The sequence below is a fragment of the Candidatus Amarolinea dominans genome (assembly GCA_016719785.1).
GTDB classification, from domain to species: Bacteria; Chloroflexota; Anaerolineae; order SSC4; family Amarolineaceae; genus Amarolinea; species Amarolinea dominans.
In genome coordinates this window covers 93,620-107,252 of record JADJYJ010000010.1, presented here as the reverse complement: position 1 = coordinate 107,252, position 13,633 = coordinate 93,620, and the positions used below count along the sequence as shown (strand labels likewise).

At 61.7% G+C, this 13,633-nt stretch carries 14 protein-coding genes and 1 tRNA gene; 10 read left to right on the top strand and 5 right to left on the bottom strand.

The window, feature by feature from the left end; genetic code table 11:
• Nucleotides 1–4: 4 nt before the first annotated feature.
• Nucleotides 5–439 carry a hypothetical protein gene (locus IPM84_13315; GenBank protein ID MBK9093722.1) on the bottom strand — a complete coding sequence of 145 codons (435 nt, stop codon included), beginning with the start codon at nucleotides 437–439 and terminating at the stop codon, nucleotides 5–7.
• 235 nt (nucleotides 440–674) lie between these two features.
• Between IPM84_13315 and IPM84_13310 the strand changes: the two genes are divergently transcribed.
• On the top strand, nucleotides 675–1,865 hold the full coding sequence (locus tag IPM84_13310; protein MBK9093721.1) for a LysM peptidoglycan-binding domain-containing protein: 1,191 nt from the start codon (nucleotides 675–677) through the stop codon (nucleotides 1,863–1,865).
• Between the two features lie 324 nt (nucleotides 1,866–2,189).
• On the opposite strand, the gene IPM84_13305 is transcribed toward IPM84_13310, so the two are convergent.
• Nucleotides 2,190–2,333 (bottom strand): hypothetical protein, encoded by a 144-nt coding sequence (locus IPM84_13305; protein MBK9093720.1) that lies wholly within the window; start codon nucleotides 2,331–2,333, stop codon nucleotides 2,190–2,192.
• Nucleotides 2,334–2,410: 77 nt separating this feature from the next.
• Here IPM84_13305 and IPM84_13300 point away from each other — a divergent pair, with 77 nt between their 5' ends.
• Both IPM84_13300 and IPM84_13295 read left to right on the top strand, forming a co-directional pair.
• Nucleotides 2,411–2,710 carry a hypothetical protein gene (locus tag IPM84_13300; GenBank protein MBK9093719.1) on the top strand — a complete coding sequence of 100 codons (300 nt, stop codon included), beginning with the start codon at nucleotides 2,411–2,413 and terminating at the stop codon, nucleotides 2,708–2,710.
• 294 nt (nucleotides 2,711–3,004) lie between these two features.
• On the top strand, nucleotides 3,005–4,921 hold the full coding sequence (locus tag IPM84_13295; GenBank protein MBK9093718.1) for a PAS domain S-box protein: 1,917 nt from the start codon (nucleotides 3,005–3,007) through the stop codon (nucleotides 4,919–4,921).
• Nucleotides 4,922–4,960: 39 nt separating this feature from the next.
• Here IPM84_13295 and IPM84_13290 read toward each other — a convergent pair whose 3' ends face one another.
• Nucleotides 4,961–5,356 carry a CBS domain-containing protein gene (locus IPM84_13290; protein ID MBK9093717.1) on the bottom strand — a complete coding sequence of 132 codons (396 nt, stop codon included), beginning with the start codon at nucleotides 5,354–5,356 and terminating at the stop codon, nucleotides 4,961–4,963.
• A gap of 188 nt (nucleotides 5,357–5,544) precedes the next feature.
• On the opposite strand from IPM84_13290, the gene IPM84_13285 reads away from it, so the two are divergent.
• Nucleotides 5,545–5,617: transfer RNA gene (locus IPM84_13285), tRNA-Arg, on the top strand.
• A gap of 203 nt (nucleotides 5,618–5,820) precedes the next feature.
• Nucleotides 5,821–7,254 (top strand): hypothetical protein, encoded by a 1,434-nt coding sequence (locus IPM84_13280; GenBank protein MBK9093716.1) that lies wholly within the window; start codon nucleotides 5,821–5,823, stop codon nucleotides 7,252–7,254.
• Nucleotides 7,255–7,335: 81 nt separating this feature from the next.
• On the opposite strand, the gene IPM84_13275 is transcribed toward IPM84_13280, so the two are convergent.
• A complete protein-coding gene (locus IPM84_13275) occupies nucleotides 7,336–8,304 on the bottom strand; it encodes a site-specific integrase (GenBank protein MBK9093715.1) in 969 nt (322 codons plus the stop codon).
• 116 nt (nucleotides 8,305–8,420) lie between these two features.
• Nucleotides 8,421–10,151, bottom strand: coding sequence for a nucleoside kinase (locus tag IPM84_13270; protein MBK9093714.1), 1,731 nt, complete (start codon nucleotides 10,149–10,151; stop codon nucleotides 8,421–8,423).
• 121 nt (nucleotides 10,152–10,272) lie between these two features.
• Between IPM84_13270 and IPM84_13265 the strand changes: the two genes are divergently transcribed.
• From IPM84_13265 to IPM84_13245, 5 genes are all read left to right on the top strand, one after another.
• Nucleotides 10,273–11,805 (top strand): hypothetical protein, encoded by a 1,533-nt coding sequence (locus IPM84_13265; protein ID MBK9093713.1) that lies wholly within the window; start codon nucleotides 10,273–10,275, stop codon nucleotides 11,803–11,805.
• Nucleotides 11,806–12,024: 219 nt separating this feature from the next.
• Entirely contained in the window at nucleotides 12,025–12,186 is a 162-nt protein-coding gene (locus tag IPM84_13260; GenBank protein MBK9093712.1) for a Flp family type IVb pilin, read from the top strand.
• A 162-nt stretch (nucleotides 12,187–12,348) separates the two neighbouring features.
• Nucleotides 12,349–12,510, top strand: a complete 162-nt coding sequence (locus IPM84_13255; GenBank protein ID MBK9093711.1) for a Flp family type IVb pilin — start codon at nucleotides 12,349–12,351, stop codon at nucleotides 12,508–12,510.
• 165 nt (nucleotides 12,511–12,675) lie between these two features.
• Entirely contained in the window at nucleotides 12,676–13,071 is a 396-nt protein-coding gene (locus IPM84_13250) for a pilus assembly protein (GenBank protein ID MBK9093710.1), read from the top strand.
• Nucleotides 13,072–13,098: 27 nt separating this feature from the next.
• Nucleotides 13,099–13,518, top strand: a complete 420-nt coding sequence (locus tag IPM84_13245; GenBank protein MBK9093709.1) for a pilus assembly protein — start codon at nucleotides 13,099–13,101, stop codon at nucleotides 13,516–13,518.
• Nucleotides 13,519–13,633: the final 115 nt, after the last annotated feature.

Sequence of the window (13,633 nt, the reverse complement as noted above, 5' to 3'; positions counted from 1 at the left end):
GGCCTCAGCCCTTCCAACCGACTAGCGCCCGCGCACTGCGCATGATGAGCTTCTTCTCCTCCCCGCCCAGGTGACTGGGGTTACGGTTGAGGAGGAACGCGGCATCACGCAAGTCCTGGATGATCTTTTCCAACAGGGCGTGGTTTTCTTGCAGTAACGGCAGCGCCTCATCCGGCGACGTGGGCATATTGGTCGGATCCATAATCGCGACCTTGAGCGCCTTGCCCACCGCCGTCAGCAGATAGGGGCTGAGCGCGACCTCGGCCGTTTCCAATGTCACCGGTAGCACCCAATGCTTATCGTTGGGAATGGCGCGAAAGCGGCGCCCTGGCACCGCCTTGACCTTTTCCACCATCTCGGCGAAGCTGCCGCCCGTCAACGTGTAGCGCACATCACCGATCTGGATGTGAATCTCCTCGACCGTGCGTTCTTTTGCCATGATTTCCTTCTTGAAAGGCCGGCCTGCGCCGACCAACGCTGCGCCCACGCAGGTTGGTCGCCTGGCGGTACGCCCTTCAGGTGCGATTTCAATTGCTCGACTTGCCGGTATTGTAGCAAAGGCTGCGAGAATACTCAAGCCGCCCACCCGCCGTCATTCCGCACCCCCGCACCAGGCCGCGTGAGCTGCATTCAGCGCATTTGCTCAAACCACCCGCCAGGCTATAATTCAACCTATGACCTATCGTGATTCTGTTCTCGCTCCGCCCCCCGCAGTTCCGCAAGGCCCCACTTGCCCGCACTGTGGCACACGCCTGGCCGAACGGGCCGCTGTTTGCTTCATGTGCGGCGCGGTCATGCAAACGGCGCGGCGCCGGCGCCGGCAAATTCCCTGGCTCGACCTGGCGCTGCTCGTCGTCATTGTGGCAGCCATCGCCTTTTGGTGGACACGCCTGACCCCAACGGCCGACCCGATCGAGGTTAGTAGCGCTGCGCCGCTGCCCATGACGGAAATTGCGCACACCCAGGCGCCGACTCTCACCCCAACATCAACAACGCTTACCCCCACCCTGCTGCCCGCAACATCCACCCCGTCGCCGACGCCAGCATTCATCACCTATAAAGTGGTGGCGGGCGATACGCTTTCAGGCATCTCCGCGCGTTTTGGCGTAGCGGTGGACGCCATTCTGAAAGCCAACAAGCTGCAGGTGAGTGCCCGGCTGGCGGTCGGTCAGGCCCTCATCCTTCCGACGGCCGGTATGAAGGTAGAAGCCCTGACCGCCAATGGCACGCCTGCCCCCACGGCTACGCCCGACAATGCGACGCTGATGTACCGTGTCAAGGCTGGCGACACCTTGTCGGGCATTGCTCTTCAATATAAGGCAACGGTCAGCGCCATTCTGGAGGCCAACAAACTGAAGGCGGACGCCATTCTGCGCATTGGCCAGGTGCTGATTATCCCCCGCGGGACCCCCATGCCCACCTCAACGCTCACGATGGCCGCCAGCCCAACCTCCACGGCGGGGCCTCCGCTGCCGGCGCCGGTTCTGCTTGGCCCAGCCGATGGCGCGATCCTGGCCGCCACCGAACCTGTTGTGCTGCGTTGGGCGGCGGTTGGCACCCTGGGCGAAGAAGACTGGTATGTCGTGCATGTGTGGTCACTGGCGCCAGGCGGGCCTGATCTGGAGCAACAAGTCAAGGGCACCAGCCTGCGCCTGGAGGCGACCTTGCGGCTGTCCGATTATGTGGCTGCACGCGGCTGGCGCTGGCGGGTCATCGTGGCGCGCCACTTCGGACATGCGGCTGACCCGGAGCCTCTACTTACCGCGCAGCCTGGCCCCACGCCAACCGCGACGGCGCTGCCCGATCCAGCCAGGCTGCTCTTGCTCAGCCCCCCGAGCGAGGTGCGTTCCTTCGCCTGGAATTGATCCCCACCCGCGATGCTCATGGGAATGGCCGCAAACTTGAGTTTTTTGCGTTCCAATGGTATCTTGTCTGTAGTGGTTGAATGACTGGGTTGAATGACTGAGTTGAATGAAAGTGCAGGGTTGAGGAGGAGTTATGAGTGAAAACAAGAAAACCGCGGTCGCCGGCGCCGGCAGTGGCGAGGGCAAGGCGAAGCGCCGCGTGAGTTCGTTCTACAAGCGTTTTTCAGACACGCGTGATTTGGCCGAAAGCCTCGTCATGGGCACACAGGCCACCGTGCAGGCGGCTGCCATGCAATCGAGCAGCGAAGCCGCCCAGGGCGCCGATCAGGCCACGGAGGCGGTCAGCGGCCTGGCTTCGACAGCCGGCGCCGCCACCCGCCAACTCATCGAGGCCACGGCGCGCACCGTGGGTGCAACCGGCGGCGGCATCAAGGGCGCGGCCAGCGGCATTGCCCAGGGCTTGAACATTGCCGGCGACGCCTTCTCGACGGCGACCCGAACGGCCGTCAGCGAATTTGGCTCCGCAGCGGATATGGCGGCCCAGGGTGATCTGGATGCTGCCGCGCCAGGCTGCGCAGGGCATCACCAACGTGTCACTCAGCGCGGCCATGGGCGCGATCGGCGCCGGGGCCACGGTGATGGGCGCGATCGTCGGCGGCGTGCAAGGCGCCGGCGCCGGCGCCATGGACAGCAGCTTCGATATGACCGATGCCGCCGCGCAGATGACCAAAGGGATGATCCGCGATACCGCCAAGAGCGCCGAAGTAGTCACTGATGTCATGACCGGCATCGTCAAAGCCAGCAGTAGGCGCGTCAAGAAGGCGCTGGTGCGCGACGCTGACTGAAGCAAACCAATCTACCCCTGCCACGCGGAGCCGGGTGGCAGGGGCCTCATGTTTGTGGCCTGCCTGCTGCCATGCGGGTACTCCCGTCTTATTGACTTCGCACCTCTCACCTCCTATGCTCATAACCAGATATACTGCAAGCGGGAATAGACTTCGCCTTTCCGCCTGGGCCGCCCGCCTAGTATTGCTATTTTAGTCAAAGTGCTCTTCGGGGAGGTAGTCCGCGTGTCGTCATCTTCTTGTCCCCAGCCTGTGCCGGCTGCCGCTTCTGCTGACCTACTCCATGATGTTTCCATGTTCGATCACGCACACGATGGTGTTTTTGTTGCCGATCCGTCCGGTGTGTTGTGCTATGTCAACGCTCGCCTTGCAGAGATGCTAGGCTGCGCCGGCGCAGCCGAACTGTTGGGCCGTCCCTTTCCGGCCGCACAGTGGGACACAAACCCCGCTTTTGCCGAGATGTGGCGCCAGCTTCTGGCTCAACATCACCTTCATCTGCCGGAAGTCACGTTACGCACGGTGGACGGCCGCGTGCTGCATGTCTCATGGGCGGCCGTATGTCTGCGGTCGGCTACCGGTGATCTCCTCGCTGTGCGCGGTCTGTTGGCAGAGCATGCGCAGCACCCGCCCGCAGACAACAGCGCAGGCGACAGCTATCGCCTGCTGGCTGCGCTGGCAGCCGTGGCCGACGCCACCAGCAGCTCACTGGATGTGCATGAGATTCTTGACGCCAGCCTGTTGACGGCCGCCTCGGTGATGCACGCGCCCATCGGCATCGTGCGCCTGCTGGACGCAAAGGGCACCTCACTGGTGCGGGCCAGGGAATTTGGCATCCCGGCAGAGGTTGAACTTCCTGTACGCACACCGCTGTGCGAGGGCCTGCTGGGAACCGTGGCCTGCAGTGGACTTCCGCTGCTCCTGGATGAGGCCAGCACGGACGCCCGTGCCGTGGCTTACGAAAGACACCTCGGCCTACGCTCGCTCCTGGCCGTTCCCCTGCGCACCCAAGCGCGCACGGTAGGCGTGCTGGCGCTGGGTGCGCGCCAGCCGGGCCATTTCACCATCGAGGACGTTGGTGTCGTGCTTTCCCTGGGCCTGCAAATTGGCGCGGTGGTCGAGCGTGCGCAATTGCACCAATCGGTCGCTGAAAAGGAGCGACTGCTCACACAGCAGATCGAAAATGCGCGCGATCCGATTATCAACGTGGACTTGCAGGGCTACGTCACGCTTTTCAATCACGCGGCCGAAGAACTGGTGGGTTATGCCCGCGCTGACGTTTTAGAGCAGCCCCTGGCCAGGCTCGTCGCACCGGAGCGCTCTGGCGCGATGCTGGCTGCGCTGCTCGGCCCAACCGGCGATGCCAGGACCAGCGATGTGGCGTTCATCACCGCGGCCGGCGAAGAGGTGCTGTTAGAGGTACGCGTGACCCCCTTGATGCGGGCCGGCGAACGAATCGGCGCGCAGTTGATCGGCCGCGATGTGCGTGCGCGGCGCCGGCTGGAGCGCGAAAAGGAGAGTTTTCTGGCGACGGTGTCGCACGATCTGCAATCCCCGTTGGCGGCCATCATGGGCTATGCGGAATTCCTGCTCAGCGGCGCAGCCGGCCACTTGACGGATACGCAGATGCAGTTCGTCGAGGTCATCCTGCAGTCGTGCCGGCATCAGTTGGCCCTGCTGCGTGATCTGCTGGAGATTTCCCGCCTGGAGTCGACGCGCTTCCAGTTAGAAAAGAATTGGGTCTGGTTGGATCAGCGGTTGAGTTGGCTCGTGCAGGCAGCCTTGCCGCAGGCGCTCGAAAAGCAGGTGGATCTGCACGCGCAACTGGCTGACAACGTTCCGCCCGTCTGGGCGGACCCGAACCGCATCGAGCGGGTTATCACGAACCTCATTTCCAATGCGGTAAAATTCACCCGCGCGCGCGGGCGCGTGGTGGTGCGCGCCTTTCATGATGATGAACTCCGGGCGGTGCGCGTGGAGATCAGCGATACCGGCATCGGCATCACGCCCGAAGATTTACCCAAGCTGTTCGACAAATATCAGCGCGGGCGCCTGTCGCGTGCGGCCAGCGAAGGCACCGGGTTGGGATTATACATTGCGCGCGGCATCATCGAGGCACACGGTGGCGAGATCGGTGTCGAAAGCACGCCCGGCAAGGGAAGCATGTTCTGGTTTACGTTGCCAACCAGCGCAGCGCCTGCAAGTGCGCTTTAGGCAACCCAGCAGCCTGTCAGGGCAGACTCGGACGGATGGCTATTCTCGCATCATGTTGTACACCAGGTCCGTATCGCCGATGACGCCAATTGGGCGCAGCTTAGCGCCATCTTCGCGCACCACCACAACCCGATGGACATGATGCTGGAGAAGCATATGAGCCACTTCGATCAGGCGCGTTTCCGGATGCACCGTGATGACTTGTGGACTCATGAAGACGCTTACCAACTCCTCTCTCCAATCCGAAGAATTGACGTAAGCACGCAGCAGATCAATGCGGGTGATAACGCCCGCCAGGTAGCCCTGGTCGTCAACAACGACCATGCCGCTGATGTCCTCCTCGGCAATGCGGCGAGCCACCTCTTCCAACGTATCGTCGGTTCGGCAACTATAAATTCCAAGGCGCTTGGCATCCAGGACGGTTCGATTTGGCATTTGTACCTCTATGACATACCTTTATGACGCCCATGTCGGGCTTGCGCGAAAAGGTCAGCACACGGTCGTGTGTGTCTCTTTGCACAAATGCAGTTTATCAGGAAGTACGTGAGTTGTCAATAGGCACGGGCCACGCGGCCACGACCAATTTGACAGCCCCTGGGGCCGGTGCTAGAATCGCGCGACTGGCCCTCGTAGCTCAAAGGACAGAGCGCCTGGCTTCGAACCAGTAGGTTGGGGGTTCGAGTCCCTCCGGGGGTACTGGTGCATTTGGGCCTCAATGACTCAATGACTCAATGACTCAATAAACCGGCGATTCCGTGGCGTTGCAAGACGTTGAAAATCACCGGGAGTCCGTGAATGGACTGAGGCCCAAGTGGTCCCGATGCGCTGAACGTTGGAGTGCTGGTGCATAGGCGCTCCAACGTTCTTTGTTTACACATGCTGTGGCTATTGCGAAACCCATGCCAGCCGACGAACGCCTTCCGCTCAGCGGACGTGAAATCGAGATCTTAAGCCTGGTTGCCACCGGCAAGACCAATCAGGAAATCGCACGCGCCCTGTTCATCAGCCCCAACACGGTCAAAGTTCACCTGCGCAACATCTTCGAGAAGTTGCAGGTGCAAAGCCGTACCGAGGCCACGCTCGTCGCCATTCGCAGTGGCGTGGTCCAGGTGGGCGAGGCCAGCACCCCCCCGGTTAGTCTGGCCGGAACAGGCGCCGTACCGCCGCCGATCCTCGACCCGCAAGTGAGCGTGGAAACTGCGGCCGTTGACCCGGAACCGCCGCGGCAAGCGGCTCTCACCCACTGGCGGCCTGACCTGGGGCCGGCGCTGCCCATCCACCGCGGGCAGCGCGTTTACCTGGTGCTGAGTGTGCTCGGACTGATAGCGGTCTTGCTGGCGCCGTGGACGCGCGCCGCCATGAACAGCGGTCGCGCAGCCGGCAGCACCCTGCTCAGCGATGCGCAGATGATGCAGACCGGCCTGCCCAGCCGTCAGGACGCCGCGCGCTGGCGCGTGCGGGCAGTGCTCCCCGGCCCGCGTGCGCGCCATGCCCAGGTGGCCTTCCGGGGCCAGGTTTATGCCATCGGCGGTGAGACCCCCACCGGCATCACCGATTCGGTGGATGTCTATAATCCAGAGCGCAACGAATGGCAGCCGCGTACGAACCTGCCCCGCCCGCTGGTCAACGTGCAGGCGGCGGTGCTGAAGAACCTGGTGTATGTGCCCGGCGGCATGTTGGCAGATGGCTCGCTGACAGCCGCTGCCTTGAGCTATGATCCCATTGCCGATTCGTGGGGTGAAGCGCCGGCCCTGCCGGCGCCGCGTGCCGCCTATGCCCTGGCCGCTTCTGAAGCGGCGCTCTTTGTGCTGGGCGGTTGGGATGGGACGCAGGTGGTGGCCTCGGTGTTGATCTATGACCCGGCCACGCGAGGCTGGCGCGCCGGCCCTCCCTTGCCAGAACCACGCGCACTGGCCGGCGCCGCGATCATCGCCGATCACCTGGTGGTCGTCGGCGGGTTCGATGGCGTGCAGCCGCGCAATACGCTGTTCATGTTGGCGCTCAACCGCGACGGTACACTGGAAGATGGTGCGTGGGAAGTGGGCGCCCCGCTGCGCAGTGCGCGCAGCGGACTGGGCGTGATTGTGGAGAGTGGCGCCCTCTACGCCTTTGGTGGCGCGGACGCAGCCGTGGACTACCACGAACGTTACGACCCCTTTACGCAGACCTGGTCGTCCATCGTGTCGCCCTGGACGGACGCATGGCGCGGGATGGGTGTGGCTGTCGTCGCGCCCATGATTTACATCAGCGGCGGCTGGAACGGCGATTACGCGGAGATCAACGAACAGTATCAGGCCGGCTTCCGCACCTTCTTGCCCAACAGCCCGCGCTGAGTGGCGCCCGCTCCGCGTCCATGCACATCAGGCGCCGCGGCCCGGGCAGAAGGCCGGCCAGCTTTGTTTGCAGGCGGACACTCACAGTCCGGGCGCGGCCAACAGGCGAATTCTCTCCAGCGTTTCGCGCCAGGAAATCTCCGACAACCCCATCTTGAGGCGCAGGCGTTCTGCCGGCATCCCGGTGCGGTAATCGCGCACCGCGGCTGTCCAGCGCAGGCCCTCGAACGAGACGCTCTTGGTCATGCCGGCCGCCTTGCCGGTATCGCCCAGGACATACTCCAGATTGCGGGATGTACACTCGAACAGAAAGACCTTCGGCTGGTATTCGCGCAGGTACTGTTGAATAGCCGGCGCCAGTTTGGGGCTGAGGCCAAGTTTGCGCTCTTTGTCATGATAACGAGGGTTGTCATAGCGCACATAGACCGCGGGGCCAAGTGGATCGGAACTGTCGAGATGTTCGAGCTTGACACGCATGGCCTCGCCTTTCTTCATGGCGGTTTGCAGCACCAGGTTGATGAGCAGATAGGGCCGCGCATCAGGCTTGCTGCGGTTCCAGAGCATGTCCTGACTGGTTTGCAGCATCTGCTTGACTTCATTGTCATACAGAATCACCGGCAGCGCCGCGCTGGTCGGCAGATGAATGATCGGCGCCGCGGGATCGCTGGCGATAACCTCGGTCGCGCGCAACCAGGCAAAGAAGACCTTCAGGGTCGTCAGGCGGCGGGCGTAGCTTTTGGAGCTGCACGGCGCCTTGCGTTCATGCTCCAGCCAGTAGAGAAATTGCTGCAAGGCCTGGGTGCTCAACTGATGGAGCGGCCGGCTGGCGCCGGTGTGGCGTCCCAGCAAGCGCAGATCGCTCTGAAACGATTTGACGGTGTTGTCGGCAAACCCCTGGCGCACCATGTAAGGATAAAACGCGGTGATGGCCGCGGCCAGGGACGATTGCCCGGTCAGCGTGGGTGTCTGGGTAATAGGCGGCGCCGGCGCCCTCTCCTCCGGCGGCGCAAAGAGACTGGGTTGTACTGCATCGGCTTCTAAATCTGCCATGTGTTACCCTCCCGACACCCATTGCATTTCGCATAGTTTAGCACGCTTAGATTCTAACCCATTTGCGGCGTTTTGTCAATCCCCTCCAAAAATCGAAATGCGTGGCAAATTCAGGGTCAGGTTGGCAGTACGCTGAAATCCTGGAGAATGGACCCGCCGATGAACTCGCGCAACAGCGAGTTGTCGGGCACCATGTCCAGCGGACAAGGCAGAAACCATTGCAGGAAGGCCAGCAGGCGCCGCGCCTCCACGTACTCTAACCCGCTGCTTTCGATCTGCAGCAACAGCGGCTCGACATACGGCTTGAGTACCGCCAGCTCGTAGACCAGGGCCGAATTGAACATCACGTCGGCGTTTTCCTGGTATGGAAAGATGTAGGTCGTTTCGCCGCTGCGCACACTGTCCCAGCGTTGAATCGTGGACTGCGCGCTGTAGCCACGGTACTGCGCGTCGCGTAAAATGCGGCGCAGCAGACGGGTGTCCGTGGTGGGGATGCGGTTGTGATCATCGAGGTTCAACTGTGTCAGGGCCGACACATAGATGCGATAGATGCAATCTGGCGGAATATCAGGCACCAGGTTGGGGTTCAGTCCGTGAATGCCTTCCGCAAGGATCACCACATCATCGCGCAGGCGCGTGGTTGACCCGGTTTCACGTTGACCATTGTGAAAATTGTAGCGCGGCAGCGCCACCTCACGCCCGGCCATCAGGTCGAGCAGGTGCGTGTTCAACAGAGGCCGATCGAGGGCGTCTAGCGCTTCGAAGTCATAATTGCCCTGGGCGTCGCGCGGGGTCAAGTGACGGTCCAGAAAGTAGTTATCCATTTCCAGCGCAAATGGGCGCAAACCGTGCGCCAACAACTGCACAACCAGGCGTTTGGCAAAGGTGGTCTTGCCGGAGGAGGACGGCCCAGCGATGAGAATCAGACGCACGCGCTCGCGGCGGCTGCCAATGTCGTGCGCAATGGTCGCGATACGCTGCTCGTGCAGCGCCTCATTGACCAGGATCACTTCCTGCATACGACCATCCTGGATGGCGTCGTTCAGAGAGCTGACATCTCCGATCTTCATGATTTCCATCCACGCGCGGTGCTCGCGAAAGACGGCTGCCAGCTTGGGGAAATCCTGATCATCAGGCAACTGATAGGGAGCGCGACGGCGTGGGAAGCGCAATAGGAATCCAGGGGGATAGGGCTGCACGGCGAACAGATGTAAATAACCGGTAGAGGGCAGCATGTAGCCGAAAAAGTAGTCAACCACGCCTCGCAGTTCGTAGACCGGCAAGTACTCCTTGCGCCGATATTTCAGGAGGTTGACCTTGTCCTGGTCGCCTTGCTGCTTGAACAGGGCGACGGCTGTCCCCACCGGTACATTACGGCGCACAATAGGCTCATCGGCTGCGGCGATCTCGTGCATACGCTGATTGAGCTGCGCCACTTCGTCTGCGCTCAAGGGCGGGCGCCCCCTGACCTCGCAAAACAGGCCGCCCATAGTCAAAGAGTGATCCACCAGCACCCTGGCGTCGGGGAAAAGTTCATGCGCTGCGACCACCAGCAGGAACGCCAGTGAGCGCTGATAGATACGCATGCCGTCGCTGTCGGACATCGTCACCGGGCGCACATGGACGTCTTCATTGACAACCTGACTCAGTTCGGATAGATGCCCGTCCACCAGTGCGGCCATCACCGGCGCCTGCTCCGTGGACCAGGCGTGCTGGATGAAGGCTTCGAGACTCGTGCCGGTCGGGCCGGCAAAGATGCGCCCGTCAGCCAGATGTACCTGCACCGCGCTGCGAGGAAGTGCCGGTACGATTATGTCACTTGGTAGTGTCTGCGCGTGTGCTGCCATGCTTATCGTTCTATGACCTCTCTGAGGTAGAATAGGGTTTAGATAACCTAACTTTACTGCAAGTGCTGGGAATGTCAAAAGATGACCTCTGGTCATCCATCATGTTTGGGAGCCGACACCTATGACCGCACAAACAACCTCACAAACAACCGCCCTCAGCGCGAAGATGACAGCCCTGGATAAGGTGTGGGCAGCGATCGCGCTGCTCACGCCGCTGTGGCTTGCTTTCCTGACTCCCCTGCAACGCCTCGACGTATGGTGGCATATCAAAGTGGGTGAGGCCATTGTGCAGACCGGCCAGATCCCCACGGTTGACATCTACTCTTTCACGGCCAACGGGACGCCATACGGCTACGCCAATGTCTGGCTGGCCGACGTCATCTTCTACGGGCTGTATCGCAGCGGAGGCACTGCCCTGTTGATCGGCATGACCGGCCTCTTGCTGTGCGCCGCGTGCGGGCTGAGTTGGCACCTGGCCTTTCAGCGCAGCGCCAGCGCGCGCCTGGCGACGGTGGCGAGCCTGGCGGGCGCTGTGCTGATCATTCGTTTTGGCGCCGCCCGCCCGCAGATTTTCTCCATTATCCTGTTTGCCCTGTTTTTCTGGTTGCTGGGTCAGGCGCGTGCCCGCGGACAGGGCCGGTGGCTGTGGCCGCTGCCTCCTCTCATGGCGCTGTGGGCCAACCTGCACGGTGCGTTCCCGCTGGGCCTGCTGCTGATCGTGTTTTTCCTCGGTGAAGGGCTACTGCGCTATGGGTTGAAGCAGCCGCTGCCCGCGGAACGACGGCTGCTGCTGGCGCTTGCGGCTTGCCTGCTGGCGTCGGTTGCCGCCGCCGGTGTCAATCCGGCCGGCTACGCGGTTTTCAGCACAGTACAGGGCATCATAGGCGCCCCGGCCGTCCAGCAGTTGGCGCTGGAATGGCAAGCGCAAGATATCAAACTGGGCGCCGATCTGCCATTCTTTGTCCTCTGTGCGCTAACCTTCCTCGTGTTGATCTACACGCCGAGCCGGCCGTGGATCGGTGATGTCCTGCTCTTGGGTGGCTTCTGCGCGCTTGGTTTGAGCGCGCGCCGGCACGGCGTGTGGCTGGCATTGATCGCACCGCCTTTGCTGGCAGGCTACCTGGCGCAGTGGCCCTGGCCGGCGCGCCCCGCGCGTGTGACCAAAAGGACAGACGCGCCCGTCACTCACGGCCAGGGTGCGCCGCGCCTGCTGATCGGCGTTCTGCTCCTTCTCACCCTGTTGCTCAGCCCCTGGGTGCGCCCGCGCCTGCCCAATCAGCGCCTGAGTTACGGTTTGCTCGACGCGCGCACCCCGGTCGCGGCGGTCGAGTATATGGCAGAGCAGGGTGTGCAGGGGCGCGTGTTTCATCCGCAGTGGTTTGGTGACTACCTCCTCTGGCGTCTCAGCCCTGCCGTCCAGGTCTTCCTGGATGGCCGCGTGCATCTGTATGACTGGCAGACCTGGCGCAATCACAGTGCGATCCTCAACGCGTGGGATTGGGAACGGCTCCTGGCAGACTACCAGATCTCCTGGGTGCTCCTGGATACCGCCGACCCAACACAGACTGAGCTGCGCGCCGCGCTGCGCGCCTCACCGCGCTGGCGGCTCCGCTACGCCGACAACGTTGCGCTCCTCTTCGGTCGCGCCCCGTAGCTCGGTGCGCTGCCTTCCGCACGATACAGGCAGAGTAGTACATCTGTACCAGGAAAAATCATTGCGATTGGGTCGCGGGTACCATTGAGATTCGCCATCATCGGGACTACACTAGAGCCAATCAAGTACGAAGGAAGTCAAGGAAGTCAGGGCAGTGAGTGCCGTGAACCTTGACCCAAACGAATGGCTCAGCCATCATTCATTCATAAGGAGATCGAAATGTTTACTTATCTGGTCGCTCTGTTGAACCGTGAAGAAGGGCAGGACCTGGCCGAGTACGGTCTGATTATCGCCCTGGTCGCCATCGTCGTCATCGCTGCGCTGACCGCCCTGGGTGGCAGCCTCAACACCATTCTCACCAGCATCTCTGGGTCCATCTAACTCAAGCTAACTCAAACCCTGAAAATTGGCCGCCTGCAGAAGTTGCGCAGTCTCCGCAGGCCACTCTCCCCGCAGCGGTTAACGCCCGCACAAATCACGCCCGATCTCGATCATTAATCGTTTTAATCTGTTTCTTGTGTGCTCATGAAAGGAAAATGCATCATGTTGAACTATCTGGTCGCTCTGTTGAACCGTGAAGAAGGGCAGGACCTGGCCGAGTACGGTCTGATTATCGCCCTGGTCGCCATCGTCGTCATCGCTGCGCTGACCGCCCTGGGTGGCAGCCTCAATAGCATTCTCAGCAGCATCTCTGGCGCTATCTAATCTCCCAAGTCGAGCCGTGAGAGTCGCTGTCAGTGAAGCCCGGCATTGGCCTACGGCACTGAGGCGGTAAATCATGAACAGAGCGGGGCTTAACCGATAAGTTAAGCCCCGCTCTGCGTTTCTGCGCGTGGCAGCTTGCGTCATATGAACGTGAAGGAGTGAAAAATGCAGTCACACCAAACCCTTGCCCACCGGCGCCAGGCCGGACAAAACCTGGTTGAACTGGGCCTGCTGTTGCCCATGTTGATCCTGATGCTCGGCATCCTGTTCGACATGGGGCGCGCCTTCAATGCCTACATCGTCATGACCAATGCTGCTCGCGAAGCGGCGCGTGTGGGCGCCGTCACGCCGAGTGACACCGCCGGCATCACCACTGCCGCCCTGAGCGAGATGCAGCGAGGGGGCCTGAGCACATCCTTGACCCAGGTGCAGATCAGCACAAACTACGGAACCCGCGAAGTGCGGGTCACGCTGACCTACAGCTTTCCTCTCTTGGGCGCGATGATCTTTAGCGGGCAACCGGTACTATTGCAACGCGGCGTAAGTATGGTTATCCTGTAAGTGATACTAACAAGAAAGGATCACCACATGTCGCAACCAGGGCAGCCGTTGTTTCCGGAGATGCATCCTCGGCGGTCAGAACATGGCCAGAGCACGATCGAGTTTGCGTTATCTGTGGGATTTGTCATGCTGCTGCTGATGGCGTTCCTTGATATGGGCCGCGCCATTTACGCCTTCGGTGTGGTGGCAGAGGCGGCGCAGGAGGGGGCGCGTTATGCGGTCATCTCCCCCAACGACACAACCGGTATCGTCAATACGGCACGCAGCCACGCCGTGGGCCTCAACCCGAGCCTGCTCACCGTCACGCGCAGCCTCCCGAATACGTCGCAGGTGGACGTGCAGGTGACGTACCAGTTTCGCCCGGTGACTCCCATGATCAGTCAAGTCATTGGAGGAAGCGGCTTTATCCAGCTCAGTAATACGGCGCGCATGTTGATCGAACGCTGACTTAGGAGCGAGCTGGCAGGATCCCCGGCTCACACTCAAGGCTTGAGGATCGGGGCAGCGGCGATTTTCAATGTGGAAGCCCCCCGTGGAAGCCTCCCGTAGAAGCCTCCCGTAG